Origin of the sequence: Pseudomonas sp. NPDC088368 (assembly GCF_044753445.1) — a bacterium.
In the GTDB taxonomy this organism is placed as follows: domain Bacteria; phylum Pseudomonadota; class Gammaproteobacteria; order Pseudomonadales; family Pseudomonadaceae; genus Aquipseudomonas; species Aquipseudomonas bambusae.
This window is the reverse complement of the sequence record NZ_JBIVNG010000007.1, coordinates 47,229-72,220: the sequence shown is the minus strand read 5'-3', so window position 1 is coordinate 72,220 and position 24,992 is coordinate 47,229. Positions and strand designations below refer to the sequence as shown.

Below are 24,992 nucleotides of genomic sequence, written 5' to 3'. Positions count from 1 at the left end.
GGATTATGTGTCTGGCGACAACCCTGTGGGAGCGTTTGGAAAGGACTGCCTCATGCATAACCCCTGTGCCGTCATCCCGGTCTACAACCATGAACTGGCCGTCCCGGCTGTCGTTCAGGAATTGCTGAACGCTGGCCTGCCTTGCGTGCTGGTCGATGACGCCAGCAGCCCCGCCTGCGCTGCCGTATTGAACAGCCTGGCGGAGCAGGACGAGGTGTTTCTGGTTCAGTTGCCAGTGAATCAAGGCAAAGGCGGAGCCGTCATGGCCGGCCTGCGTGAAGCCGCGAAGCTGGGCTTCAGCCATGCCCTGCAAGTGGACGCCGATGGCCAGCACGACTTGAACGACATTCAGGTGTTTCTGGACAACTCCCGAGAGCATCCGGCCTCGCTGATCTGCGGCTATCCGCAATACGACGCCAGCGTGCCGAAAGGCCGTCTCTACGCCCGCTACCTCACTCACGTATGGGTGTGGATCAACAGCCTGTCGCTGCAGATTCCCGATTCGATGTGTGGCTTCCGGGTGTACCCGCTCAAGCCGGTCCTTCATCTGATCGACACCGTAAACCTCGGCAAACGTATGGACTTCGACCCCGAAATTCTCGTGCGCCTGTCGTGGCGCAACCAGCCGATGCGCTGGTTGCCGACCAAGGTTCACTATCCTCAGGACGGCCTCTCCCACTTCCGCCTGTTTCATGACAATGCGCTGATTTCGAAAATGCACGCCAAGCTGTTTTTCGGCATGCTCGGGCGTTTCCCGCTGATCCTCTGGCGGCGATGGTTGCCATGAGCGAAGTCGAACAGAAACAGCATTGGGCCGAGCACGAAGAGCGCGGCAGTTTCATGCTGATGAAGCTCACCGCCTGGGGCGTGAAGGTCCTTGGGCGCCGGGTGCTGAGTCCGATCCTCCACGGCATCGTGTTGTACTTCTTCCTGTTTGGCCGCAGCGCTCGGCGCAGTGCGTGGCAATACCAGCAGCGGCTTTCAGACTGGAGTCAGCGCCCCGAACTGCGTCCGACGACATGGCGAGTGTTCCGGCAATTCATGGCGTTCGCCGACGCATTGCTCGACAAGCTCGACGTGTGGAACGGCAAGCTGGGGCTGGACCAGATTGAAATCGTCGACGACGCCCATCTGCGTGATCAGTTGCGCGGCGAGCGCGGGCAGATGCTGGTGGGCGCTCACTTGGGCAATCTTGAAGTCTGTCGAGCGCTCGCCGAACTCGGCGAAAAAGTCACGATGAACGTGCTGGTGCACACTAAACACGCCGAGCGTTTCAATCGTCTACTGGGTGAGGCAGGCGCGACCAATCTGCGGCTGATTCAGGTCAGCGAGCTGGACCCGGCGATCATGCTGCAACTCAGCCAGCGTCTCGATGAAGGCGAGTGGCTGGCGATTGCTGGCGACCGCGTTCCGCTGCACGGCGGACGCAACGTCAGGGTCGACTTTCTCGGCCATTCGGCAGCATTCCCTCAAGGCCCGTGGCTGCTGGCAGGGCTGCTGAGATGCCCGATCAACCTGATTTTCTGCCTCAAGGGCCCCGGCGGTTATCGCGTGGTGCTTGAGCCGTTCGCCCGCGCCATCGAATGGCGGCGCAGTGATCGCCAACAAGTGATCGCACAGTGGACTCAACGTTACGCCGATCGCCTGGCGCACTACTGCCTGCAAGCACCGCAACAGTGGTTCAACTTCTACCCGTTCTGGAAATCCGATGACGAACCCAGCACCTGAGCCGATCATCTTCGGCGAACGTCCCCTGAGCATCGAGGACGTCCTTGCCCTGTCCAATCGCCAGCGGCCCACCGCGCTCCAAAACGACGACGCCTATCGTCAACGCATTGCCAAAGGCGCGCAGTTTCTCGACTCGCTGCTGGACAAAGAAGGCGTCATCTACGGCGTGACCACCGGCTATGGCGATTCCTGTGTGGTGGCCGTGCCGCTGCAACACGTCGAAGCCTTGCCTCGTCATCTGTATACCTTTCATGGGTGCGGCCTCGGCAAACTGCTCGACGCACAGGCGACGCGCTCGGTACTGGCCGCCCGCTTGCGCTCGTTGTGCCACGGCGTCTCGGGCGTGCGGGTGGAACTGCTGGAACGCCTGCAAGCTTTTCTTGAACACGATATTTTGCCGCTGATCCCCGAAGAGGGTTCGGTGGGCGCCAGTGGCGACCTGACCCCGCTGTCCTACGTCGCAGCGACGCTGTCCGGTGAGCGGGATGTGATGTTCAAGGGTGAACGTCGCCAATCTGCCGACGTGCATCGCCAGTTAGGTTGGGACCCGCTGGTGCTGCGTCCCAAAGAAGCGCTGGCGCTGATGAACGGCACCGCTGTCATGACCGGGCTGGCGTGCCTGGCCTTCGCCCGCGCCGATTACCTGTTGAAGCTTGCGACCCGCATCACGGCGCTGAACGTCGTGGCGCTGCAAGGCAATCCGGAACATTTCGACGAACGCCTGTTCGCTGCCAAGCCTCATCCGGGCCAAATGCAGGTCGCGGCGTGGCTGCGCGAGGATCTGGCGATCAATGCGCCGACCGCCCCGCTGCATCGCCTGCAGGATCGCTATTCACTGCGCTGCGCCCCCCATGTGTTGGGCGTGCTGGCTGATAGCTTGAACTGGCTGCGGGGCTTCATCGAAATAGAGCTGAACAGTGCGAACGACAACCCGATCATCGACGCCGAAGCCGAGCGCGTGCTGCACGGCGGGCACTTCTACGGCGGCCACATCGCGTTCGCCATGGACAGCCTGAAGACCCTCGTTGCCAACGTTGCCGACCTGCTGGATCGCCAACTCGCGTTGCTGGTGGACGAACGTTACAACCACGGTCTGCCCAGTAACCTGTCTGGCTCGCCAGCCGACCGCGCGATGATCAATCACGGCTTCAAGGCCGTGCAGATCGGCACCAGCGCCTGGACCGCCGAGGCCCTGAAAAACACCATGCCCGCCAGCGTGTTTTCGCGGTCCACCGAATGCCACAACCAGGACAAGGTGAGCATGGGCACCATCGCCGCCCGGGACGCGATTCGGGTGCTGGAGCTGACCGAGCAGGTCGCCGCCGCCACGCTGATCGCCGCCAACCAGGGCGTATGGCTGCGCAGCCGTGATCCCGAGGCCCGCCCGCTGCCGCCGGTGCTGGCCGCCATGCACGAGCAACTGCGCGAGGACTTCCCGCCCGTCATCGAAGACCGCGCGCTGGAGGGCGAACTTCGCCTGTGCCTGCGACGCATCGCCGATCAACACTGGAGGCTGCATGCGTAACAAAGGCGTGATCCATGAAGACACCGAAGTGCTGGTGCCGTTTTTCGACGTCGACACGATGCACGTCGTCTGGCACGGGCACTACGTGAAATACCTGGAAGTGGCGCGCTGCGCGCTGCTCGACAAGCTGGATCACAACTACACCCAGATGCGCGACTCGGGCTATGCGTGGCCGGTGATCGACCTGCAACTGCGTTACGTACGCGGCGCGGTGTTCGGTCAGCGGATCAACGTGCGCGCCAGCCTGGTGGAATGGGAAAACCGCTTGAAGATCGACTACCTGATCACCGACAAAGCCACCGGCGAACGACTGACCCGCGCCAGCACGGTGCAAGTGGCGGTCGAGATCGAAACGCGTGAAATGCAATTGGCCTCGCCCAAGGTCTTTGTCGACGCCGTCGAGAGGGCATTGCAATGAGCGCCATGGGCAACATCCTGAGCGCGTTGCTGTTGATGAGCGTGTCGCTGTTGGCCCACGCCTTCGACCTGCACCAGCTCAGCGAGCAACTGGCCAAACCGAGCGTGATCCACGGCAGCTTCATTCAGGAAAAACACCTGCGTTCATTGCCTCAGCCGCTGACCAGCAAAGGCAACTTCGTGCTGGCCAAGGATTTCGGTCTTCTGTGGCTATTGAATACGCCGCTTAAACAGGACTACCGGATCAGCGCTGCGGGTATCGCGCGCCGTGACGCCGACGGCAACTGGCAAGTCATCCCCGGCAAAACCGCAGGCGCCCAACAAAACCGGCTGTTCCTCGCCGTTCTGCAAGGCGACAGCAGCGGGCTGGAACGAGATTTTGAGCTGCACGTAAGCGGCGATGCACACGCGTGGCAACTGACGCTGGTGCCGCGCTCGTTGATGCTTCAACAGGTGTTCAAGCAGATCAACATCGACGGCGGCGCGTTGGTCGAGCGCATCGAACTGCTGGAAACCCAGGGCGACAGAACGCTGCTGAAGATGATCGACAGCACCAGCGCCCAGCCGCTGAGCGACTCGGAGCGCGCCGACTTTGCCCGCTGACCCGACACTGCAGCGCCTGCTGCCCCGCCTGTTCCTGATCCTGCTGCTCGCGGTTCTCGCGCTGGCAGGCTGGCAGTGGCGTGACGGTGCGCCACTGTCGGCGAACCTGATGGAATTGGTGCCCGGCAGCAGTCCTGATGCGCTGGAATTGCGGGCCGAGCAGCGGATTCAGGAACCGTTGAATCGCGAAATGCTGGTGCTGGTGGGACACGCCGATCGAGAGCAGGCCATCGCGCTGGCCCGCAGGATCAGCGATCAATGGCAAGCCAGCGGTCTGTTCGAGAAGGTCCAGTGGAACCTTCAGGCTGATCTCCCCGCTTTGCGTGAGCAGTTGTTGAAAGGCCGCCTGTCGATGCTCTCGAACAGCGACCGCACCGAGCTGATCGACCAGCCGGATGCCTTTATTCAGAAGCGCGTGCAGAACCTGTTCGACCCCTTTGGCGGTTTCAGTCTGGTGGCCAGTCAGGACGATTGGCTGGGGCTGACGGCGCGTATCCAGAACAGCCAGCCGACTCACGGCGCGGTGCAACTGGACGTAGGCAGCGGCGCCCTAATCGCCGAGGCCGACGGCAAGCATTGGGTGCTGTTGCGGGCGCGCACGCAGGCCGACGCGTTCGACATGAGCCTGCCATTGAAGGTCTCGGCCCTGCTCGACGACGCCCGCGCTGAAGCCGCCAAGACCGACGCACAATTGCTCGCCGCCAGCGGGCTTCTGTACGCCGCCCACGGCCAGCAACAAGCTGCGCGGGAAATCACTTGGGTCGGCGGCGGCGCGACCCTCGGCATTTTGTTGTTACTGCTGTTGGCTTTCAAACGTTGGCGGGTGTTGTTGGCGTTCCTGCCGGTGGTCGTCGGCATGCTCTTCGGCGCCACGGCGTGCATCACGCTGTTCGGCAAGATGCACGTGATGACGCTGGTATTGGGGTCGAGCCTGATCGGTGTCGCCGTGGACTATCCGCTGCACTACCTCTCCAAAGGCTGGAGCCTGAAGCCGTGGCGCAGTTGGCCGGCGTTACGTCTGACGCTGTCGGGGTTGAGCCTGAGTCTCGCCACCAGTTGCATCGGTTACCTCGCCTTGGCCTGGACGCCCTTCCCGGCGCTGACTCAAATTGCCGTGTTCTCCGCCGCTGGTTTGATCGGGGCCTATCTGTGCGCGGTCTGCCTGTTGCCTGCGCTGCTGAACGGTGTCGATCTACACCCCGCGCAGTGGCCGCTCAAGATTGCGGAACGCCTGATTCATCTGCGGGCTCGACTGATCGCACGCGTCGGCACACCCGTCTTGCTGGGCCTGCTGCTGGCGTTCTGCGCGGCGGGTTTGTGGCAGCTGACGACCAAGAACGACATTCGCCAATGGATCGCGGCACCACCGAGTCTCACCGATGAGGCCCGGGCCGTTGCGCGCATTACGGGTTATCAGCCCACCAGCCAGTTCTTTCTGGTACGCGGCGCCGATCAGCAACAATTGCTGGAGCGTCAGACCGTGCTCAGCCAGCGCCTCGATCAGTTGGTGAATCAGAAGTCGCTACAAGGTTATCTGTCCTTGAGCCAGTTGGTCGCGACGCCCGCCGAACAGGACGCCACGCGTCAGGCGCTCGATGCCCTGCCTGCCCGGTGGCAGCCCTTATTGGACCTCGGCGTACCGGTTGAAGCGTTAAACAACGAACTGGCGACGCTGCGCGCGTTGCCGAATCAGGGCATCGACGAGGTGCTGGCCGGCCTGCTCGGTGAACCCTGGCGACTATTGTGGATGGGCCGTGATACCGAGGGTGTCGCGGGCATCGTCAGCCTGCAAGGGCTCAACAACGCTGTATTGCTGCAAGCCCAGGCCGAGGGTTTGCCTGGCGTGCAGTTGGTGGACCGCCTGGGCGACTTGAACAAAGTGTTCGCCGCCACGCAGGTCAGCGCTGCCGAATTGAAATTGCTCTCCTGCATCCTGATCGTCCTGCTGCTGATCCTGCCGTTCGGCCTGCGCGGCGCCTTGCGAGTCGTCGCCCTGCCGTTGCTGGCAGCGCTGTGCAGCCTGGCGAGTCTGGGCTGGCTCGGCCAACCGCTGACGCTGTTCAGCCTGTTCGGCTTGCTGCTGGTGACGGCTATCAGCGTCGATTACGCGATCCTGATGCGTGAGCAGATCGGCGGCGCTGCGGTCAGTCTGCTGGGTACGCTGCTGGCCGCCGCGACCACGTGGTTATCGTTCGGGCTGCTGGCCATCTCCAGCACGCCAGCGGTGAGCAATTTTGGCCTGTCAGTAAGCCTGGGCCTTGCCTTCAGCTTCATCCTCGCGCCGTGGGCGGGCAGTCATTCCGAACCCTCTACCCAGCAAGGCGCCGACGCCCTCATACACTCGAAAAGGAAATCCTGTGCCAATAGCTGATAGGGAACATCGCCAGATCGTCGTCATCGGCGCCGGTCCTGCCGGGGCGATTGCCGCGGCGTTGCTCAAACGTCGCGGCCATGACGTGTTGATCATCGAGCGCCAAGCCTTTCCGCGCTTCTCCATCGGCGAAAGCCTGCTGTCGCACTGCCTGGACTTCGTCGAAGAAGCGGGCATGCTCGACGCGGTGCACGCGGCGGGCTTTCAGGTGAAGAACGGCGCGGCGTTTGCGTGCGGCGAGCAATACAGTGCGTTCGATTTCAGCGAGACGTTCAGCAACGGCAAGCCGACGACGTTCCAGGTTCAGCGAGCCGATTTCGACCAACTGCTGGCCGACGAAGCGATGCGTCAGGGCGTGGACGTTCGCTTTCAGGAAACCCTCATCGCCGCTGACTTCACGGCCGAACAGCCTGTGCTCGACGTGCAGCGCAAGGATGGCAGTCAGTACCGCCTGCAAGCCGACTTCGTTCTCGACGCCAGCGGTTACGGTCGCGTCCTGCCTCGTTTGCTCGACCTCGAAGCCCCCTCAGACTTCCCGCTGCGTCAGGCCGTGTTCACCCACGTCGAAGACCGCATCGACGATCCGGGCTTCGACCGAGAAAAAATTCTGGTCAGCGTGCACCCGACGATGCGCGACGTGTGGTTCTGGTCGATCCCGTTCAGCAACGGCCGCTGCTCGGTCGGCGTGGTGGCGTCGGCCGAACGTTTCAAGGACAAACCCGCCGACCTCGACGCCTGCCTGCGCGCCTTCATCGATGAAACGCCCAGCCTTCAGCGCGTCCTGCAAAACGCGGTCTGGGACACCCCGGCAAGGACCATCGGCGGCTATGCGGCCAACGTCAAAACCCTACACGGCAAAGGCTTCGCGCTGTTGGGGAACGCGGCGGAATTCCTGGACCCGGTGTTCTCCTCCGGGGTGACCATCGCCATGCGTTCGGCCAGCATGGCCGCCGCTGTACTGCATCGTCAGTTGCAGGGGGAAGCCGGGGACTGGGAAAACGAATTCGCCGTCCCGCTCAAGAAAGGCGTCGATACCTTCCGTGCCTACGTCGAAGGCTGGTACGACGGCAGTTTTCAGGACGTGATCTTTTATCCCGGCAGCAGCGATGACATTCGCCGCATGATCTGCTCGATCCTCGCCGGTTACGCCTGGGACGAGCGCAACCCGTTCGTGGCCGAGCCGAAACGACGCCTGCGCATGCTCGCGGAAATCTGTGGGGGTGCCAGCGCGTGAGCGAGCCGTTCTTCTCCCACAGCTACGTCGAAGAAACACGGCTGGGTTTTCTGTTCCTGCGCAGCCACACCTGGCAGCACCACGTGCTGCGCGTGGCGATCAACGACCTGCGCAGCCTGTTCGGCGAACACCCACCGGAAAATCCCGTGATTCTCGACGCGGGTTGCGGTCAGGGAAAATCCTTCCAGTACCTGCACAGCGTATTCAACCCGGTAAAAATCCTGGGTGTCGACGCCGATCCGCTCAGCCTGCGTCTCAGTGCCGAGGAAGCCGAGCGGCGACGCTTGAACGTCGAATTGATCGGCAGCGACTGCGCATCGCTTAAACTGCCCGACGCCAGCGTTGACATGGTGTTCTGCCACCAAACCTTCCATCATCTGGTCGAGCAGGAACAGGCGCTGGCCGAGTTCTACCGCGTGCTCAAGCCGGGTGGCTATCTGCTGTTCGCCGAGTCCACCGAGGCCTACATCGACACGTGGGTGATCCGCTGGTTCTTCCGCCATCCGATGCACGTACAGAAGAGCGCTGCGCAATATCTGGACATGCTGCACGGACAAGGTTTTCAATTTACCGCGAAGAACGTCTCCTACCCCTACCTGTGGTGGAGCCGCGCCAGGGATTTCGGCCTGCTGGAGCGTTTCAAGCTGATTAAACCCAAGCCCTTTGGCGAACGTGAAGAGACGCTGGTGAATGCCGTCGTACGTAAACCGCTACAGGCACCATTCGAAGGTGAGACACCATGATCCGCGCACTTTTGCTGTTTTGCATCGTGCTGCTGAGTGCTTGCACCAGCCACGCGCCACTGCCCGCGCAAATTCCGCACATCAAATTTCCCAAGCAGTTGCACGTCCTGCGTGAACAGGCTGGCCAGCGACAGGATTGGCTGCTGGTGATCCAGAAGGAACGCCACGGTCTGCGTTTCTCGTTGATGGACCCGCTGGGCATCCCCGTCGCCCGTCAGCAACTGGAGGAGGAAACCTGGAAAGCCGATGGTCTGCTGCCACCCAATCCCGAAGCCCGGGAGCTGTTTGCAGCCGTATTGTTCGCGCTGACCTCCAATGAAGAGGCGCGCTTCGACTACCCCGGCGTCGTGTTATTGCCTCACGGCCGCACCCTCGAAGACCGCTGGCGGGTCGATTACGCCTCGGAAGGGGTTTTCCGCCTCACCCTGGAAAGCGGCGAGTTGAAATACGTCGTCAGCCCACTCGAAGGCAAGGCCTCGAAATGACCGCTTACCTCAATGCACTGGGTCTTATCTGCTCGCTGGGCGATGACCGCGCAAGCGTGGCACGGACGTTGTTCGCGGGCGATACCTCAGGCATGCGGACTGAAAGCGGCTGGGTGCCTGAACGATCACTGCCCGTCGCGTCCGTGAAGGCCCTGCTTCCCGAGATTCCTGATGCGCTGCGCGGGCAGTCGAGCCGTAACAACCAACTGTTACTGGCAGCGGCGTTGCAGATCGAACCCGAAATCCGTGAAGCCATCGGGCATTACGGCGCTGCACGGGTCGGCGTGATTCTCGGCACCAGCACATCAGGGATCGATGAAGCCAGCCGGGGCATTGCCAGCTACCTTCGTGACGACGCGTTTCCCGGCGATTACGACTATCGCCAGCAAGAGCTTGGCGCGCCTGCGGATTTTCTGTCGACCTGGCTGGACGTAGGCGGCCCGGCCTACGTGATTTCCACCGCGTGCACGTCCAGCGCCCGCGCGTTGCTCAGCGCCCGTCGTCTGCTGGACATGGGCCTGTGCGACGCCGTGTTGTGTGGCGGCGTCGACAGCCTGTGCAAGCTGACACTCAACGGTTTTTCATCCCTCGAAGCCGTGTCCAGCGAGCGTTGCAATCCGTTCTCCGTCAATCGCAACGGCATCAATATTGGCGAAGCGGCGGTGCTGTTTCTGATGACCCGCGAAGCGAGTGCGGACCATCGGATTGCCCTGCTCGGCGCGGGGGCCAGTTCGGACGCGCACCACATCTCCGCCCCTGAACCCACGGGGCGCGGCGCTAAGGCTGCGATGCAGAAAGCACTGGATAACGCCCGCCTGATGGCCTCTGACATTGGCTATCTGAACCTGCATGGCACGGCGACCCAACACAACGATTCAATGGAATGCCTGGCCGTGGACGCGCTCTTTCCCGGCGGCGTGCCCTGTTCATCGACCAAGCCCATGAGCGGTCATACGCTCGGTGCAGCGGGCGCGCTGGAAGCAGCGTTTTGCTGGCTCACGCTCTCCTCCGAAAACGACGGGCATCGGCTGCCGCCTCATGTGTGGGACGAACAGGCCGATACAAGCCTGCCCGCGCTGGCGTGGGTCAAACCCGGCGATGAATGGCCACCTCGCGCACCGCGCCGATTGATGAGCAATTCGTTTGCCTTCGGTGGCAACAACGTCAGCCTGATCATCGGAGACGCCCCGTGACGGCCCTGATTTCCTGCCAGTGGCCCGTCGCCGAACTGGTGCCACATGCGGGCGACATGATCCTCATCGACGAGGTGATCGAATTCGACGAAGAGCAGATCCGCACCCGCCTCAACGTACGCGCTGGCGGATTGTTCAATCGCGCCGATGGCAGCCTGCCCCCCTGGGTTGGCATTGAGCTGATGGCTCAAAGTGTCGCCGCTTATGCGGGGTGTCAGGCCCGCGTGAAACAGGAATCGGTTGAGCTGGGTTTCTTGCTGGGGACCCGAAAATTCGAATGCAACGTCGAGTCGTTTCCGGTTGGCAGCGAACTGATCATTCATGCCCTCCGATCGTTAGAGGATGACAACGGCATGGGCGTCTTCGAATGCCACCTGAGCGGGCCCGGCATTCACGCCAGCGCACGTCTGAACGTTTACCGTCCGCCCCAGTCGGCGGGCTATCTGGCCGAAGGAGCCGTGAATGACTGATTCAATCCTGGTCACCGGTTCCAGCCGTGGCATTGGCCGCGCCATCGCGCTGCGCCTCGCACGGTCCGGCTATGACATCGTGTTGCACTGCCGCAGCGGCCGCACTGAAGCCGAGGCCGTGCAAGCCGAGATTCGTGCATTGGGCCGGGATGCACGGGTGCTGCAATTCGATGTGGCGGATCGCCCTGCCTGCAAAGCCGTGCTTGAAGAGGACGTCGAAACCCATGGGGCTTATTACGGCGTGGTCTGCAACGCGGGCCTGACCCGCGATGGCGCCTTTCCGGCGTTGACCGACGAGGATTGGGACGTGGTCATGCGCACCAACCTGGACGGTTTCTACAACGTGCTGCACCCGGTGATGATGCCGATGATCCGCCGCCGCGCGGCGGGTCGGATTGTCTGCATCACCTCGGTTTCCGGACTGATCGGGAATCGCGGACAGGTCAATTACAGCGCCTCGAAAGCGGGCGTGATCGGGGCCGCCAAGGCGCTGGCCATTGAGTTGGGCAAGCGCAAGATCACGGTCAACTGTGTCGCGCCGGGCCTGATCGACACCGCGATGCTGGATGAAAACGTGCCGGTGGAAGAGTTGCTGAAAATGATTCCTGCGCAGCGCATGGGCACCCCGGAAGAAGTCGCCGGTGCCGTGAATTTCCTGATGTCGGCGGAAGCGTCGTACATCACCCGACAGGTGCTGGCCGTGAACGGAGGCTTGTGCTGATGAAGCGCGTCGTCGTCACCGGCATGGCCGGCATCACCTCGCTGGGCAGCGACTGGGCCAGCATCGAGGCCAATTTCAGCGCCAATCGCAGCGGCATCCGGCGCATGGACGAGTGGGATCGGTTCAGCGAATTGAACACCCGTCTGGCCGGCCCCATCGACGATTTCGCGGTGCCCTCGCACTGGACGCGCAAACAACTGCGCAGCATGGGCCGCGTGTCACGGCTGGCGGTCGGCGCCTCGGAGGAAGCGTTGCGCGACGCCGGTTTGCTGGGCGATCCGATCATCCGTGACGGGCGCATGGGGGTGGCGTGCGGGTCTTCCACCGGCAGTACCGACGAGATCAAGGCGTTCGGCAACATGCTGCTCAATTCGGTGGCCGAAGGGCTGAACGCCAATTCGTACGTGCGGATGATGCCCCACACCACGGCGGCGAATATCAGCATCTTCTTCAACCTCACGGGCCGTCTCATTCCGACGTCCAGCGCGTGCACCAGCGGCAGTCAGGGCGTGGGCTACGCCTATGAAGCGATCAAGTTCGGGCGCCTGCCGTTGATGCTTGCCGGCGGTGCAGAAGAGCTGTGCCCAACGGAAGCCATGGTGTTCGACGCGCTGTATGCGACCAGCCTGAAAAACGATGCGCCCCACACCAGTCCGCGTCCCTATGACAGCGGCCGTGACGGGCTGGTGATTGGTGAGGGCGGCGGCATGCTTGTCCTTGAAGAGCTGGACCATGCACTGGCCCGTGGCGCGAATATTCATGCCGAAATCGTCGGCTTTGGCAGTAATGCCGATGGGGTGCACACCACCCGCCCTGAGCAAAGCACGATGCGCCGGGCGATGGAGCTGGCGCTGGAAGACGCGGGCCTTTCTCCGGATGCCATCGGTTACGTCAATGGCCACGGCACCGCTACCGAGCAAGGGGATATCGCTGAAACCCTGGCCACCCACAGCCTGTTCGGCGCGCGCATGCCGATCAGCTCGCAGAAGAGTTTCCTCGGCCACACGCTGGGTGCGTGCGGTGCGCTGGAGTCGTGGTTCACCATCGAAATGATGAAGCACGACCGCTACATCCATACCCTCAATCTGGACGACGTCGATGCCCGTTGCGGGGCGCTGGACTACCTGCGCGGCGAGCCCCGCGCCATGAGCCACGAGTTCGTGATGAACAACAATTTTGCCTTCGGCGGGGTCAACACGTCGTTGATTTTCCGTCGCTGGCCGTGAGTGTTTTTTAGTTGATCCCTCAAGGAGTGAACGCATGAAACTGAAAGTCTGGGCCGCCACCGCTGCAATCGTTCTGGGCACGCTGCCCGGTATCAGTCAGGCACGGGATACCGCGCTGTATCTGCCGTTCGACAAGGTCGTCGCACAAATGCTTCAAGAGAAGAAACTGGACGGCAGCGTGAAGTTCTACCTGGCGGGTGTCACCCCGAAAGGGAAAGTGTCGGTGCTATCGCCGAACGCTGTGACCAACAAGAAAACCAACGCCTTCAACAAAAGCGACAACGACGCCTGCGAGTGGGCACTGCAATCAGCCATCCTGCAATTGAACGAAGCGGCGAAAGGCGCGGGGGCGAATGCCGTGGTCAACATCTCCAGCTACTACAAGAAGATCGAACGCAAAGACCCTGCAACCTACGAATGCCACGCCGGGGCCGTCATGGCGGGTGTTGCGTTGAAGGGCGACTTGGCGAAGGTGCAGTAAAGCTTTCTAATGGGGCGAGGCTTTCTGCAGCGCCCGATGGCACGAACGGTTCACCTGTGGGAGCGAATTCATTCGCGAACAAACTTCAGCCGATAGAGGTGCATCGCCTGTTGCATCTTTCGCGAATGAATTCGCTCCTACAGTTCGAATTGCGCATCTCGTGCGTCCTTACTAGCCCGCCTTGCGCGTCACCAACTCAACGAACGCCTTGGCCATGGGCGACTTCTGGTCCTTGCGCTGCACCAGCCACACCGCCGACGTTGCGGCCTCGTCCAACAGCGTGCGATAGACCACGCCATCGATCCGCATGCGTTGGTACGATGCAGGCAGCACCGTCACGCCCAGCCCCGCCGCGACCAGCCCGATGATGGTCATCGCTTCGGCGGCTTCCTGGGCGAATAAGGGAGTGAACCCCGCATCCCGCGCCAGGCTCAAGAGCTGCGCGTACAGGCCACTGCCGTAGCTTCGTGGAAAGAACACAAACGGCTCGGTCGCCAGCTCCTTGAGGTAAATCCCCTGTTCACTGCCCTGAGCCATCGGATGGTCAGAGCGGAAAACGGCCACCAATGGCTCGCGCAGCAGTTCGACCGCTACCAGTGAGTCCGGCAATGGCAGCGGGCGCATGATGCCGACCTGCATCGACTCCTCCACCAGCCGTTCGGCGACTTCCTTGCTGCTCATTTCCTGCAATGCCAAGTGCACGGCGGGATAGCTTTGACGAAAGGCAAAGATCGCCTGCGGAATGCTTGATGTGAACGGTGCCGAGGCGGTGAAGCCGATCTTCAACTCCCCCAGCTCGCCCAGCTGCGCGCGGCGCGCCACATCAGAGGCTTTCTCGACCTGCGCCAGCACCAGCCGCGCTTCGTCGAGGAACAGTCGCCCGGCCTCGCTCAATGCCACTCGTCGGTTGGTCCGCTCGAACAGTCGGGCACCCAATTCATGCTCCAGCGCTTGAATTTGCTGGCTCAACGGCGGCTGAGAGATACCGAGTGACTCCGCAGCCCTGCCAAAATGCAGCTCTTCGGCCACCGCAATAAAGTAGCGAAGATGACGTAATTCCATGGCCTCACCATTGAGTCGTTAAAGCTATCAAACAGGTCGAACAATATATTGGAGGAAAACGTTAGCTGGCTATATGCTTTTACCCATCGCTGCTTCACATCGTTTGAGGTTACCTGTGAATACTGCTGCATCCCCCGCGACGTCTGCGCCCGAGATCAACGTCGCAATCCCGCTGGGTGATACCTACATCGAGAAAGACACCCCGGCCTTCATCCGCACCGTTCTCGCGCTGTTTTCCGGCGGCTTCGCCACATTCTCCCTGCTCTACTGCGTACAGCCCATGATGCCGGTGCTGTCCCGCGAGTTCTCAATCAACGCCGCCGAGAGCAGCCTGATCCTCTCGGTCGCCACAGCGATGCTCGCCATCGGCCTGTTGATCACCGGCCCGATTTCCGACCGTATGGGACGCAAATCGGTGATGGTGTTTTCATTGTTCTCCGCCGCTTTGTTCACCATTGCCAGCGCGTTCATGCCCAGCTGGGAAGGCGTGTTGGTGACACGGGCCTTTGTCGGGCTTTCGCTGAGCGGGTTGGCGGCGGTAGCGATGACGTACCTCAGCGAAGAGATCCACCCGCAACACATCGGCCTGGCCATGGGCCTGTACATCGGCGGCAACGCGATTGGCGGGATGAGCGGGCGGCTGATCACCGGCGTCCTCAGCGATTACGTGAGCTGGCACATCGCGCTGTCGATCATGGGTCTCATCGCACTGGCAGGCGCCTGCGTGTTCTGGAAGATCCTCCCCCCCTCGCGCAACTTCCGCCCTCGCCCGCTCAACGCTCGCAGCCTGCTGGACGGTTTCGTGTTGCAGTTCCGCGATGCTGGTCTGCCGTGGCTGTTTCTGGAAGGCTTCCTGCTGATGGGCGCTTTCGTCACGCTGTTCAACTATATCGGTTACCGCCTGCTGGCCGAGCCCTACAGCCTCAGCCAAGCCGTCGTGGGACTGTTCTCGGTCGTTTACCTGTCCGGGATCTACAGCTCGGCAAAAGTCGGCGCGCTGGCCGACAAACTGGGCCGTCGCAACGTGCTGTGGGCCGTGATCGTCCTGATGATTGCCGGTCTTGCCCTGACCATGTTCACCCCGCTGGCCATCGTGGTCGTCGGCGTCGTCATGTTTACCTTCGGCTTCTTCGGCGCCCACTCGGTCGCCAGCAGCTGGATCGGCCGCCGCGCCATCAAAGCCAAGGGCCAGGCCTCGTCGCTGTACCTGTTCAGCTACTACGTTGGCTCCAGCGTGGCAGGCACCGGTGGCGGGTTCTTCTGGCATTACGCAGGGTGGAATGGCATCGGCGTGTTTATCGCGCTTCTGCTCGCCGCCGCGTTAGGTGCAGCGCTCAAGCTGGCGAAGGTGAAGCCGCTGCCCGTGAACGTGCAGGTGTAAGAATGCCAAGGCTACGATTCGACAGCCCAGGCCGCCTTTGCCACGAGAAGGGTTCCGTGTTTTTCCAGGGTCAACGACTGCACCCGGGCGCCATCCCGTTCGAGGCGAATCAACCAGTCCAACACGGCCTTGGCATCTCCCTTGAGCGTCACCCGCAGCTGTTGGTTATCGTTGTCCAGCGCTGACAGATCAAGGCCCGCCGCCCCAGCGCTGTCACTGACGTGTCGAGACAACGGTTGGGTAATGCGCGACAGAGGTTCGGGACTTGCGCGCTTCATACGTCCCGCCAGCAACAGGTTCTGATGATAGTTTCGCTCGGCCGTCTCGAGCCTCTGCTGGGTTGGCAACCAGACGCCTTTGATCAAAAACACACCCAACACGAAGACGCCTGACACACCGAGCACGCGACGGTCCCGCTCGCTCAACCCTCGCCAGCGCTCAGCCATTACCGAGAACCCTTTCCGTCGGAGCGTCATGGCTCGCCCGCCGCCATGATCAACATCGCTTTCACCCCATCGTGGTCCTTGCTCGCGCTGTCCAGCCGAATGGGCAGGCCACTTTGCTGGGCCCTGCTCCGGAGGCGCTCCAGTTCGCTGAAATTTTCCACCGCGATGGCCAGTCTCCAGCCTTGCGCCCGATCAAAGTCAACCTGCCGGATTTCGACCGCAGCGCTGCCGACAACCTGCTCGATGAGCGCAGACAACGCCATCATGGGATCGCCACCGGCAGTCTGTTTCGCCTGCAGGGCATTGAGTTGAGCGGATAAATCGACGACTCGGCCGTGGTCCGGGTACAGCGTCTGAAAACGTTGCAGGCTGTGCTCGTAAAGCCGTGCCGACTCAGACTCCAGGTAATGGATGCGCCCAAGACCGAATCCCCACGTCATCAGACCAAGGCAGCCCAAGGTGAGCAGCAGCGGCCCCCAACGCCACTGTGGGCGCAGGACACGAAACTCGCCTTGCAAAAGGTCAACCGAGGTTGCGCGTCCCTTGATTAGCCATTTCGCCGCCCCGGCAGCACCGGCGTGTTCGTCAAAGACGCAGACATCTTCGGGCATACGAGGCTCCAGGAGACCGCGCACGTCATCTGGCACCGCCAGCCGGCAATCGACCTTGCCCCCGAGCAGCCAACGCCCCGCCCACCAGACCAAGTGGGGTTGATCAACGGGCAGCAGGTCGGCGTCGATGTGCACGCTCGCCGCGCGAATCCCCGCCTGGTCGAGCTCACTCAATACCTCGCGCAACAGGGTTTTGGCCGTGATCATCAAGGGGTAGCGGCGCTCGGCGTCAGGGATACCAACAGCGACGTGCAGCGCATCAATGTCTTCCGCTAATTGGTCTTCCACCGAATAAATCAGTGCCTGCGTGCGGGGTGTTCTGCGGGTCGGCCAAGGTGGACTCCGAAGCCAGCTGCACACCTCCATGGGCAGGATGATCTGAACGTCACTTCCTTGAAATGCGAGTGCAGCCTGGGCCAGCGTGCATTCGCGGGGCTCGACGTCATCAGACCCACACCAAACCGTGCCGAATCGTTCAGCGTCGCCCAGGCTTTCTGGCGTGAAATAAAGCCAGCGATTCATGGTGCCGCACCGTCCGCTGACGACAGCAAGCGCCGCTGTATGACCCGAAACCGCTCAGTATTGGCCACACGCTCCACATCCGTGACCAGCCTCAACCGGCTTTGGGCGACGCTGACCACTGCCGTGATGCGAAACCAGCGGCTGCTCACCCCGAGACCGTGCGTCGAAACCCCGCGCCCATCAAGAGCGGCTGAGCGAACAAATGATTCGGCATCCGGGTATCCCTCAACAGGACGCTGGCGAATCAGGGCCATCGCACTGGCAGCGGTCATGCCTTCCAGGCTCACCAAAACCTGACCAGGCGCCGTGTTGGCGTTGAGCGCCGCAGCGCGAGGCCGCACCGTCACCCACGGCAGCAGGCGCTGAAGGTCGGAGGGGCTCAGGCCGGGTATTCGCTGCAGTTGAGTGGCATCGGTGAACGGCCGGTCCTTCAGCGCAGTGAGGTCAAAATGTTCGATACCCAAGCCGTCCAACAGGCGCGACCAGCGCAAGGCGTGTACCTCATCGACGTCCTGCGATGCCACCAGAGGGGTCAAATTGAAGCGCCCACCCAAATCCTCGATAGAGAGTCGAACGTCGATATCTGACAGGCGGAAGCCCGGAGGCTCCGTGGCCCAACGCTGGGAGAAATTGACCGTTTCGCCCTCTTGCAACCCGCTTTCCCTCAAACGCTCTATCGCGATGCTTTCAGCAGCCAACGCGGCTTGCCGCAGGTGCAATTGGAGCACCTGATGTGCAGTGCCTTGCAGCATCAGGCGCTGGCTGCGCAACAACCCGCCGATCACCATCAACGCCAGGCTGGTGATGAGCAGCACGCTGATCAAGGCGACGCCCCGCTGGCATGACCTGTTCATGCATCACCCGCCAAGGGAATGACTCGCCTGATGCCTTCGAAGCGCGCAAACGACAGGGTCAACTCCACCGCTTTCGGCTGCCCGACTTGAGCGCCTTGCGGCCATTCGGCGCGCCACGCATGCCGGGCATCATAGAGTCGCCATCCGACCCCACGCACCTCACGTAACAGCACTTGCTTTTGGACATCGGGTAAATCAAGGCTTCGGCTATAACGCAACAGTTGGTTGTCTTCGAGTACGTAACTGACCTCCTGGCCTTCGCCTCGTGGCTGGCCGAGTGGATTGCGCCAGTTGCCGCGGCGCAGATTCAAGACCCCATGGCGTAACTGCACTGACGGTGTCTTCGGTGAAAAAGTCGCCTGCATCAGATCGCGTTCGATGATCGCCACGGCCCGGCGCAGATCACGCACGTCCCGCTGTTCCTGCCGCACCTGCTCTTGAACCCTGAACACGCCATCGAACAGCCGCCAGCTCGCGAACCCAAGTGTGCTGAAAATCGCCAGGCTCACCAGCACCTCCAGCAGCGTGAAACCCCTGTTCGTCATCATGACTTTTTCGCCCCAGCAGGCGAGGTTATCCAGCCGCGAGTCTGGAACACCTTTGCCGAGTCGGAGCCCTTCAGCACATCAAGTTCGACATTCAAAAGCCCCGTCTCACGATGGTGCTCAACGCGCTGTTCCAGGGCCCATTGCTGTCCTGCGAATACCCTGATAACCCTGCCACTTCCCGTTGGTGGAGGTTGCAACCGCAATTCAGTCATGTGGTTGTCTGCCAACCAGGCGGCAAACACACGTTCGCGCATCACTCCGCTCTGTTGAAGAACGTGCTGGCAAGCGGATAGCACGGAAGTCGCCAGTAGCGCGAATACTGCCAAGGCCACCATCACTTCAAGCAAGGTGAAGCCCTGTTCAGCTTTCATTGATGGCGGCATCGTTCACACCGTCGCTGGCAATGCTCAGCCAACGAACCTGCGCGGTTTCATAGTGAAGGGAGAACGCGCTGATTTCGTCGCTGCTCATAATGAGCAATTGAGGCGCGTGAGTCCGCGCGGAGAACGGTAGCGCCTGGCCCTCCAGCACCAGCCGAAACTGAAGGCCATCGGGAAGCGGATACGCTCTCAGAGATTGCCAGTTGCCCTCTCGCCACACCATCGTTCGATAACCCTGAGCGTCGAAATGCAGCCCATACTCCCGCCCCTCGGCGACAGAACGCTCGCGCAGTTCATGCAGCAGCGCCAGAAGCTCATGACCATGCTGACGCGCCCGTTGTGTCGAACTGGCACTGAGCACCGGCACCACTAACGCCAGTAAAACGCCGATGAGCACCATGACTATCAGCACTTCGAGCAACGTAAAACCTCGGCTACGGCGCAGCATTACTCGGTTGCCGACTCGTTAATGTCAGCGGCGAAATCAACACCGCCCGGCACGCCATCGGCGCCGTATGAATACAAATCGTAAGGGGCACTGCCGGTTCCCGGACTCTGGTATTGGTAAGGCGTGCCCCAAGGGTCCGAGGGCAAGGCTTTCAGGTAGCCCCTCGGATTCCAGTTCCGCGCTGAGGGTAGCCCCGTCGGGCGTTTGACCAACGCCTCCAGCCCCTGCCGGGTCGACGGGTAGCTGAAAGTGTCGAGCCGATACATTTCGAGCGCCGTTCCCAGCGCTTGTATGTCGGTCCGGGCGGCAGTGACTTTCGCCTGATCAGGACGTGTCATGAATTGCGGGATGACCATGGCGCCCAGCACGCCGATGATCACCACAACGACCATGATTTCGATCAGCGTAAATCCACGTTGCGCCCTGGGTCGAAGCGTGTTCATAGGTTCAGTTCACTAATTGGTTGAGGTTAAGAATGGGCATCAGGATCGCCATGACGATCAGCAACACGACGCCTCCCATGATGACCAGCATCGCGGGCTCGAACAGGCTGACCACCAGCGCGATATGGGCGGCCAAGGTTTTTTCCTGCTGCTGGGCGGCGCGTTCGAGCATGTGATCGAGCTCACCGGCACGCTCCCCGCTGGCGATCATGTGCAACATCAAGGGCGGCAGATCCCCCCCGCGCTCCAGGCTTCGGCTGAGGGTTTCGCCCTCGCGGACACGTCGGGCCACCTCCAACATGCGTTCGCGGATCGGCAGACTGCCGATCACTGCAGCCGAAACGTGCAACGCATCCACCAAGGGCACAGCGCTTTTGCCCAGGATCGCCAGGGTGCTGGCAAATCGCGCGGCCTCCATGGCTTTGATCACCCGGCCCATGACCGGTATCCGCAAATACAGGCGGTGACAGCGCCGTTTCACCTCGGGGTGTCGAACACTCCACCGCCCCAGTATCGCGAGCCCCATCAGCAAGCCGGTCAACACCCCGCCGTAACGCCGCAGCGCCGCACTGGCAGAGATCAAGACCTCGGTGAGAAGCGGCAATGGCTGTCCGCTGTCGATGAAGACCTTCACCACGTCGGGCACCACATAGCCCAGCAAAAAAGCGACGATGGCCAGCGATGCGCACAACAAAATCGCCGGATAGACCAGCGCGAGCTGTATCTTCTGCCGCGATTGCTGGCGCGCCTCTGTGTAAGACGCCAACCGCTCCAGCACGTGTCCCAGATGGCCGGACCGCTCACCCGCCGCAACGGTTGCCCGGTAAACATCGGGGAAAGACCGTGGATAAGCCCCCAGCGCCGACGCCAAGTCATAGCCCTCGGTAACTCGCACCCGAACCCCAGCCACCAATTGCCTGACCTGTCGCTTTTCAACCTGTGCTTCAACGGCCCGCAATGCGTCTTCCAAAGGCAAGCCGGCTTGAATCAAGGTCGACAGTTGCAACGTCACCAGCGTCAGCTCGGAGGCACTCAGCACCTGCCGTCGTCGGGCGCCGCCGGATCGAAAAGAAACGTTTACCTCTGATACCAACACAGGCATCAACCCTCTCTCGCGCAGCAGTTGTCGAGCATGCCGTGCGCTTTGGGCTTCTTGCTGACCCCGATGAAAACAGCCTGCGCAGTCGTGGGCTTCGTAACTGAAAGAGGCCATGGCTCAACGCTCCTGCGTGACGCGCAACAGCTCTTCGAAGCTGGTGCGGCCTTCGAGCACCAGCCGCCGTCCGTCGTCGAACAGACTGCGTGAGCGTTTCCTCGCTTCTGCGGCCAAGTCGGTTTCGCTGACGCCTGCGTGGATCATTTCTGCCAACCGAGGCGTGACGGTGATCAACTCATAGATACCGATGCGTCCGCGATAGCCTTGCCGGCAATGCTCGCAGCCCACGGCCTTGAACAGCTCAGGCGGGCGATCCCGATCCACGCGCAAACGCTCACACGTTGCCTCGCTCGCCACTTCGGCAACCTTGCACCGATCGCACAGCGTGCGCAGCAGTCGCTGAGCCAGTACGCCCAGCAATGACGACGCCAGCAGAAAAGCATCGACGCCCATGTCGAGTAGCCGCGTCACGGCCCCCACCGCGCTGTTGGTGTGAAGCGTTGAGAGCACGAGGTGCCCAGTGAGGGAAGCCTGCACCGCGACGTGCGACGTTTCCCGGTCGCGGATTTCTCCCACCATCACCACATCAGGGTCTTGTCGAAGAATGGCGCGCAACCCCTGGGCGAACGTCATCTGGACCTTGGGGTTCACCGGGGTCTGACCGACACCCGGCAGGTGGTATTCGACGGGGTCCTCGATGGTGAGGATGTTGCGGGTCTGGTCGTTCAGGCATGTCAGCGCCGCGTACAAGCTGGTCGTTTTGCCTGAGCCCGTCGGACCAGTGACCAAAAAGATCCCGTGAGGGCGAGCCAGAATCTGCTCGAATTGTGCCCGCGTGTCCTCCGGCATGCCGAGTTGCGTCACGTCCAGACTGCCTTTGCCTTTATCGAGCAAACGCAGAACGACCCTTTCGCCATGAACCGATGGCAGCGTGGACACCCGGACATCGACTGCCCGCCCCGCCAGACGCAGAGCCATGCGACCATCTTGCGGGACGCGTTTTTCAGCGATGTCCAGCCTGGCCATGACCTTGAGTCGGGAGACCAGCAGATTCGCCAGCTCCCGCCGAGGCTTGAGCACTTCGCGTAACTGCCCGTCGACCCGAATCCGAACGGACAGACTGTGCTCGAATGTTTCCAGATGCACATCGGAGGCCTGCTCGCGCACGGCTTCAGCCAGCAAGGCGTTGATCAGGCGAATGATCGGGGCATCGCCCTCTTGCTCCAACAGGTCAGAGGTCTGCGGCAGCTGCTCTGCGATTTCCAGCAAATCCAGTTGACCGTCCAGCCCCTGTGCGACGTCTTCGGCCCCGCTCTGGCCATCGCTGTAGAGACGAGCGAGAGTCGCCGCAAACGTCTCCTCGTCGAGCAATTGCCACATCAACGGTCGAGGGCCCAGCAAACGTTGAGCCTCCGCGCAGGCCGTAAGCGGTGTGTCGGGCCGAATCGACAGGCGCGATGCCCCTTGATCCTCTTCATGGAGCACGCCGTGGCGCCGCGCAAAACCGAACGGTAGGGTCAGGGTCATGGCCTGCCGCCTGCGTCACTGCGAACGTCAATGACAGGGGCATCGGGTCGGTGATCGAACAGTTGCTTCACATCACGCGGTACCAGCAGCGAGTTATCGCCTTTGCCATCACCCAGATTGCGCAGCAACTGATACCGGTCGTCAGTGAGAGCCGTCAGCCCTTCGTTGCCACGGACGATGGTCGGTCGCAGGAAGATCATCAGATTGGTTTTTTCACGGGTATCGCTGGTCCAGCGAAACAAGCCGCCCAACCATGGGATGCTGCGCAAAAGTGGCACGCCACTTTCTCGGGTACGGACGTTGTCCTTGATCAGCCCTCCAATGACGATGACCTGGCCATCGTTGGCGAGAATCGCGCTTTTCAGCGAACGCTTATTGATGACCAGATCATTGAGGCCTTCGACCGAGCCGGCGATTTCCGAGTTTTCCTGCTCGACCTCCAGGCGCAGCGTTTCGCCGTCGTTGATGTGCGGCCGGATCTTGAGTTTGATCCCGATGTCCTGACGAGTCACCGTCGTATAGGGATTCTCCGAACCGCTGCCTGGGGTCTGGTAGGAGCCGCTCTTGAACGGCACGTTCTGGCCCACGAGGATTTCGGCTTCCTGGTTGTCCAGCGTCAGCAGGCTGGGAGTGGAGAGGACGTTATTGCGCGTATCACTGGCGAGGGCGTTGATGAGCACACCGAACCGGTCGTTGCCCACCTGCAGAAAGGCCCCGTCCGGCAAACTCACATCATCTGATCGCAACCCGGGAAGACCAATCCCGGCGCCCGGAAAATTGATTGCCCCCAGCCCGCCCCCCCGTTGCGCGCCCCACTGCACACCCAACGCGTTAGCAATGTCACCAGACACTTCGATGATTGCCGCATGGATCAGCACCTGCGCACGAGGCTGGTCAAGTTGCTGAACCACCTGCTCCAAAGTGCGGAGGTGCGAAGGCTCGGCGATCATCACTAACGCGTTTTGGCTCTCGTCGGATTTGACTGTCGCTTTCTGCTCCGACGCAATGCCGCTCTCGCCTGCGTGACCGGGTCCGATCCCGTCCAGCACCTCCGCCAGTTGTTGAGCATCGCTGTGACGGAGTCGAATGACTCTCGCATTGTCACTGCTCGCCGCAGCGGGTGTGTCCAAGGCTCGCGTCAACGCACTGAGGCGCTGTCGCACTGCTGCACTCCCCATCAGCACCAGACGATTATGACGAACATCGGGGATCACAAGCGTCGCACTTTCGGCCGCTTGCTTGCCCATGGATTGCTCGATGACGCGGGCCAATGGTCCGGCAAGCGCATGTTGCAGCTGAACGACTGAATGGCCGTGGTGCTGGCCCGTGTCCAACTGGCTGATGATGGCTTTGACGCGTCGCACATTCCCCGCCGTATCGGTCACGACCAACGCATTATTTGACGCGGAGGGTCCTACGTAGCCGTTGGCGGAAACCAGCGGGCGCAGCAACGTCGACAATTCGGCCGCGCTGCTGTCATTCAAGGCGAACACTTGCGTGACGAACTGCTCGTTCCGGGCAGTGTGGGTGTCGGCCCCGCTGGCACGTGTCTTTCCTTCGGCGACCGGGATGATCAGGATGCGCTCACCCTGATCAATCACGGTGAAGTGGTGGGCATCCAGTACCGAGTAGAACAGCCGGCGCACGGCTTCCCGATCCAGCGCCTGTTCAGACATCACGGTGATACGTCCCTGGACGCGGGGGTCGAGAACGACGGTCGCCCCCAGGATCACTGACATTTCCCGTACCACGTCTCGCAAATCGGCGTCGTTCATGGCCAACTGCCAGGTGGATTCGCTGGCCACTGCGACGTGCGGAAGGTTGAAGCCCGGCAAGAGCAAAATGCTACAGAGCAGCCATTTGCACCATCCGGGGGTGGCAGACAGGTTCTTCATCGTGTTGGGGGCATCGCCGTCTGCGGCTTGAGATGCATCGGCACCGAGGAAGGAGCACCGGTCGTCACCAGCGTTCTGGGATAATTCGCCGACAACGGCAGGAACGTTTCAAGGCCGTTGTTTGACAGCAGAACCCGACCGGACTCAACCTTTCGCAGCACACTACCGCCAGGTAAACGATCCCCGAGACGATAACGTTGCGCCCGGCCTGCGACAGAGAGCAGCACCACAGAGGTGCCGTCCGAAGCCATGAAGATGCCCTTCACGATGGCTGACTCCGTACTTTGCCTAGGCTTGTCGCTCGTCAGGAATCCCATGGACGTTAGTAATGCATGGGTGTTTATAGGGTTCATCGCCGCGTGGCTCGGTGGATCAGCATTCACCGCCACGGGCGTCACTGCCAACGTTGCCCGAATCTGTTTTTCGCTCAGCACAAGGTAATATCCATATCCGATAATGGCGGCAAAAAACAAACAGCTGATGCCATGGGAGCGCACAAGCGACTTCATACATGCCTGCCGT

At 61.5% G+C, this 24,992-nt stretch carries 27 protein-coding genes; 15 read left to right on the top strand and 12 right to left on the bottom strand.

The window, feature by feature from the left end:
* Nucleotides 1-52: 52 nt before the first annotated feature.
* Genes ACIQAL_RS16580 through ACIQAL_RS16515 form a run of 14 tightly spaced genes read left to right on the top strand, consistent with a single transcriptional unit; the run spans nt 53 to nt 13,197 of the window.
* Nucleotides 53-787, top strand: coding sequence for a glycosyltransferase family 2 protein (locus ACIQAL_RS16580; protein WP_401147288.1), 735 nt, complete (start codon nt 53-55; stop codon nt 785-787).
* A complete protein-coding gene (locus ACIQAL_RS16575; protein ID WP_401147285.1) occupies nt 784-1,728 on the top strand; it encodes a glycosyl transferase in 945 nt (314 codons plus the stop codon). Before ACIQAL_RS16580 ends, ACIQAL_RS16575 begins: the two co-directional genes overlap by 4 nt.
* Nucleotides 1,709-3,253: a histidine ammonia-lyase gene (gene hutH / locus ACIQAL_RS16570; protein ID WP_401147283.1), complete on the top strand. Its 1,545-nt coding sequence runs from the start codon at nt 1,709-1,711 to the stop codon at nt 3,251-3,253. The genes ACIQAL_RS16575 and hutH overlap by 20 nt, the downstream gene beginning before the upstream one ends.
* Nucleotides 3,246-3,671, top strand: coding sequence for an acyl-CoA thioesterase (locus ACIQAL_RS16565; protein WP_401147281.1), 426 nt, complete (start codon nt 3,246-3,248; stop codon nt 3,669-3,671). Before hutH ends, ACIQAL_RS16565 begins: the two co-directional genes overlap by 8 nt.
* Nucleotides 3,668-4,273 carry an outer membrane lipoprotein carrier protein LolA gene (locus ACIQAL_RS16560; protein ID WP_401147278.1) on the top strand — a complete coding sequence of 202 codons (606 nt, stop codon included), beginning with the start codon at nt 3,668-3,670 and terminating at the stop codon, nt 4,271-4,273. The genes ACIQAL_RS16565 and ACIQAL_RS16560 overlap by 4 nt, the downstream gene beginning before the upstream one ends.
* Nucleotides 4,263-6,644, top strand: coding sequence for an MMPL family transporter (locus ACIQAL_RS16555; protein WP_401147276.1), 2,382 nt, complete (start codon nt 4,263-4,265; stop codon nt 6,642-6,644). The genes ACIQAL_RS16560 and ACIQAL_RS16555 overlap by 11 nt, the downstream gene beginning before the upstream one ends.
* A complete protein-coding gene (locus tag ACIQAL_RS16550; RefSeq protein WP_401147275.1) occupies nt 6,631-7,878 on the top strand; it encodes an NAD(P)/FAD-dependent oxidoreductase in 1,248 nt (415 codons plus the stop codon). The genes ACIQAL_RS16555 and ACIQAL_RS16550 overlap by 14 nt, the downstream gene beginning before the upstream one ends.
* On the top strand, nt 7,875-8,621 hold the full coding sequence (locus tag ACIQAL_RS16545) for a class I SAM-dependent methyltransferase (RefSeq protein WP_401147273.1): 747 nt from the start codon (nt 7,875-7,877) through the stop codon (nt 8,619-8,621). Before ACIQAL_RS16550 ends, ACIQAL_RS16545 begins: the two co-directional genes overlap by 4 nt.
* On the top strand, nt 8,618-9,106 hold the full coding sequence (locus ACIQAL_RS16540) for a hypothetical protein (protein WP_401147271.1): 489 nt from the start codon (nt 8,618-8,620) through the stop codon (nt 9,104-9,106). The genes ACIQAL_RS16545 and ACIQAL_RS16540 overlap by 4 nt, the downstream gene beginning before the upstream one ends.
* Complete coding sequence (locus ACIQAL_RS16535) at nt 9,103-10,299, top strand: beta-ketoacyl-[acyl-carrier-protein] synthase family protein (RefSeq protein ID WP_401147269.1); 1,197 nt, start codon at nt 9,103-9,105, stop codon at nt 10,297-10,299. Before ACIQAL_RS16540 ends, ACIQAL_RS16535 begins: the two co-directional genes overlap by 4 nt.
* Before the next feature lie 56 nt (nt 10,300-10,355).
* Entirely contained in the window at nt 10,356-10,769 is a 414-nt protein-coding gene (locus tag ACIQAL_RS16530; protein ID WP_401147837.1) for a hotdog family protein, read from the top strand.
* Nucleotides 10,762-11,490 (top strand): 3-oxoacyl-ACP reductase FabG, encoded by a 729-nt coding sequence (gene fabG / locus ACIQAL_RS16525; protein ID WP_401147266.1) that lies wholly within the window; start codon nt 10,762-10,764, stop codon nt 11,488-11,490. The genes ACIQAL_RS16530 and fabG overlap by 8 nt, the downstream gene beginning before the upstream one ends.
* Complete coding sequence (locus ACIQAL_RS16520) at nt 11,490-12,716, top strand: beta-ketoacyl-ACP synthase (protein WP_401147264.1); 1,227 nt, start codon at nt 11,490-11,492, stop codon at nt 12,714-12,716. The genes fabG and ACIQAL_RS16520 overlap by 1 nt, the downstream gene beginning before the upstream one ends.
* Nucleotides 12,717-12,750: 34 nt before the next feature.
* Nucleotides 12,751-13,197, top strand: coding sequence for an excinuclease (locus ACIQAL_RS16515; protein WP_401147261.1), 447 nt, complete (start codon nt 12,751-12,753; stop codon nt 13,195-13,197).
* 171 nt (nt 13,198-13,368) lie between these two features.
* Here the strand turns inward: ACIQAL_RS16515 and ACIQAL_RS16510 are convergent, their stop codons facing one another.
* Nucleotides 13,369-14,259 (bottom strand): LysR substrate-binding domain-containing protein, encoded by an 891-nt coding sequence (locus ACIQAL_RS16510; RefSeq protein WP_401147258.1) that lies wholly within the window; start codon nt 14,257-14,259, stop codon nt 13,369-13,371.
* 115 nt (nt 14,260-14,374) lie between these two features.
* On the opposite strand from ACIQAL_RS16510, the gene ACIQAL_RS16505 reads away from it, so the two are divergent.
* On the top strand, nt 14,375-15,640 hold the full coding sequence (locus ACIQAL_RS16505; protein ID WP_401147256.1) for an MFS transporter: 1,266 nt from the start codon (nt 14,375-14,377) through the stop codon (nt 15,638-15,640).
* A gap of 11 nt (nt 15,641-15,651) precedes the next feature.
* Here the strand turns inward: ACIQAL_RS16505 and gspM are convergent, their stop codons facing one another.
* The 11 genes from gspM to ACIQAL_RS16450 are packed head-to-tail and all read right to left on the bottom strand — an operon-like array spanning nt 15,652 to nt 24,979.
* A complete protein-coding gene (gspM, locus tag ACIQAL_RS16500) occupies nt 15,652-16,086 on the bottom strand; it encodes a type II secretion system protein GspM (protein ID WP_401147254.1) in 435 nt (144 codons plus the stop codon).
* A 26-nt stretch (nt 16,087-16,112) separates the two neighbouring features.
* On the bottom strand, nt 16,113-17,219 hold the full coding sequence (gene gspL / locus ACIQAL_RS16495) for a type II secretion system protein GspL (RefSeq protein WP_401147252.1): 1,107 nt from the start codon (nt 17,217-17,219) through the stop codon (nt 16,113-16,115).
* Entirely contained in the window at nt 17,216-18,073 is an 858-nt protein-coding gene (locus ACIQAL_RS16490; protein WP_401147250.1) for a general secretion pathway protein GspK, read from the bottom strand. Before ACIQAL_RS16490 ends, gspL begins: the two co-directional genes overlap by 4 nt.
* Nucleotides 18,070-18,621, bottom strand: a complete 552-nt coding sequence (gene gspJ, locus ACIQAL_RS16485) for a type II secretion system minor pseudopilin GspJ (RefSeq protein ID WP_401147247.1) — start codon at nt 18,619-18,621, stop codon at nt 18,070-18,072. Before gspJ ends, ACIQAL_RS16490 begins: the two co-directional genes overlap by 4 nt.
* Nucleotides 18,618-18,992 carry a type II secretion system minor pseudopilin GspI gene (gspI, locus tag ACIQAL_RS16480; RefSeq protein ID WP_401147245.1) on the bottom strand — a complete coding sequence of 125 codons (375 nt, stop codon included), beginning with the start codon at nt 18,990-18,992 and terminating at the stop codon, nt 18,618-18,620. The genes gspJ and gspI overlap by 4 nt, the downstream gene beginning before the upstream one ends.
* Nucleotides 18,982-19,449: a type II secretion system minor pseudopilin GspH gene (gene gspH / locus ACIQAL_RS16475; RefSeq protein ID WP_401147242.1), complete on the bottom strand. Its 468-nt coding sequence runs from the start codon at nt 19,447-19,449 to the stop codon at nt 18,982-18,984. The genes gspI and gspH overlap by 11 nt, the downstream gene beginning before the upstream one ends.
* Complete coding sequence (gene gspG / locus ACIQAL_RS16470; protein ID WP_401147240.1) at nt 19,449-19,892, bottom strand: type II secretion system major pseudopilin GspG; 444 nt, start codon at nt 19,890-19,892, stop codon at nt 19,449-19,451. The genes gspH and gspG overlap by 1 nt, the downstream gene beginning before the upstream one ends.
* A gap of 4 nt (nt 19,893-19,896) precedes the next feature.
* The gene (gene gspF / locus ACIQAL_RS16465) at nt 19,897-21,105 is read right to left on the bottom strand and encodes a type II secretion system inner membrane protein GspF (protein WP_401147237.1); all 1,209 of its coding nucleotides are present in this window, start codon (nt 21,103-21,105) and stop codon (nt 19,897-19,899) included.
* A gap of 3 nt (nt 21,106-21,108) precedes the next feature.
* Nucleotides 21,109-22,575, bottom strand: a complete 1,467-nt coding sequence (gspE, locus tag ACIQAL_RS16460; protein ID WP_401147235.1) for a type II secretion system ATPase GspE — start codon at nt 22,573-22,575, stop codon at nt 21,109-21,111.
* Nucleotides 22,572-24,470, bottom strand: a complete 1,899-nt coding sequence (gene gspD, locus ACIQAL_RS16455; protein ID WP_401147232.1) for a type II secretion system secretin GspD — start codon at nt 24,468-24,470, stop codon at nt 22,572-22,574. Before gspD ends, gspE begins: the two co-directional genes overlap by 4 nt.
* Entirely contained in the window at nt 24,467-24,979 is a 513-nt protein-coding gene (locus ACIQAL_RS16450) for a protein XcpP (protein WP_401147230.1), read from the bottom strand. Before ACIQAL_RS16450 ends, gspD begins: the two co-directional genes overlap by 4 nt.
* Nucleotides 24,980-24,992: the final 13 nt, after the last annotated feature.

Coding starts and splice junctions, on each gene's coding strand:
- ACIQAL_RS16580 (WP_401147288.1), top strand. CDS start 53: ATGCATAACCCCTGTGCCGTCATCCCGGTCTACAACCATGAACTGGCC.
- ACIQAL_RS16575 (WP_401147285.1), top strand. CDS start 784: ATGAGCGAAGTCGAACAGAAACAGCATTGGGCCGAGCACGAAGAGCGC.
- hutH (WP_401147283.1), top strand. CDS start 1,709: ATGACGAACCCAGCACCTGAGCCGATCATCTTCGGCGAACGTCCCCTG.
- ACIQAL_RS16565 (WP_401147281.1), top strand. CDS start 3,246: ATGCGTAACAAAGGCGTGATCCATGAAGACACCGAAGTGCTGGTGCCG.
- ACIQAL_RS16560 (WP_401147278.1), top strand. CDS start 3,668: ATGAGCGCCATGGGCAACATCCTGAGCGCGTTGCTGTTGATGAGCGTG.
- ACIQAL_RS16540 (WP_401147271.1), top strand. CDS start 8,618: ATGATCCGCGCACTTTTGCTGTTTTGCATCGTGCTGCTGAGTGCTTGC.
- ACIQAL_RS16535 (WP_401147269.1), top strand. CDS start 9,103: ATGACCGCTTACCTCAATGCACTGGGTCTTATCTGCTCGCTGGGCGAT.
- ACIQAL_RS16530 (WP_401147837.1), top strand. CDS start 10,356: ATGATCCTCATCGACGAGGTGATCGAATTCGACGAAGAGCAGATCCGC.
- fabG (WP_401147266.1), top strand. CDS start 10,762: ATGACTGATTCAATCCTGGTCACCGGTTCCAGCCGTGGCATTGGCCGC.
- ACIQAL_RS16520 (WP_401147264.1), top strand. CDS start 11,490: ATGAAGCGCGTCGTCGTCACCGGCATGGCCGGCATCACCTCGCTGGGC.
- ACIQAL_RS16515 (WP_401147261.1), top strand. CDS start 12,751: ATGAAACTGAAAGTCTGGGCCGCCACCGCTGCAATCGTTCTGGGCACG.
- ACIQAL_RS16510 (WP_401147258.1), bottom strand. CDS start 14,259: ATGGAATTACGTCATCTTCGCTACTTTATTGCGGTGGCCGAAGAGCTG.
- gspM (WP_401147254.1), bottom strand. CDS start 16,086: ATGGCTGAGCGCTGGCGAGGGTTGAGCGAGCGGGACCGTCGCGTGCTC.
- gspL (WP_401147252.1), bottom strand. CDS start 17,219: ATGAATCGCTGGCTTTATTTCACGCCAGAAAGCCTGGGCGACGCTGAA.
- ACIQAL_RS16490 (WP_401147250.1), bottom strand. CDS start 18,073: ATGAACAGGTCATGCCAGCGGGGCGTCGCCTTGATCAGCGTGCTGCTC.
- gspJ (WP_401147247.1), bottom strand. CDS start 18,621: ATGATGACGAACAGGGGTTTCACGCTGCTGGAGGTGCTGGTGAGCCTG.
- gspI (WP_401147245.1), bottom strand. CDS start 18,992: ATGAAAGCTGAACAGGGCTTCACCTTGCTTGAAGTGATGGTGGCCTTG.
- gspH (WP_401147242.1), bottom strand. CDS start 19,449: ATGCTGCGCCGTAGCCGAGGTTTTACGTTGCTCGAAGTGCTGATAGTC.
- gspG (WP_401147240.1), bottom strand. CDS start 19,892: ATGAACACGCTTCGACCCAGGGCGCAACGTGGATTTACGCTGATCGAA.
- gspF (WP_401147237.1), bottom strand. CDS start 21,105: ATGGCCTCTTTCAGTTACGAAGCCCACGACTGCGCAGGCTGTTTTCAT.
- gspE (WP_401147235.1), bottom strand. CDS start 22,575: ATGACCCTGACCCTACCGTTCGGTTTTGCGCGGCGCCACGGCGTGCTC.
- gspD (WP_401147232.1), bottom strand. CDS start 24,470: ATGAAGAACCTGTCTGCCACCCCCGGATGGTGCAAATGGCTGCTCTGT.
- ACIQAL_RS16450 (WP_401147230.1), bottom strand. CDS start 24,979: ATGAAGTCGCTTGTGCGCTCCCATGGCATCAGCTGTTTGTTTTTTGCC.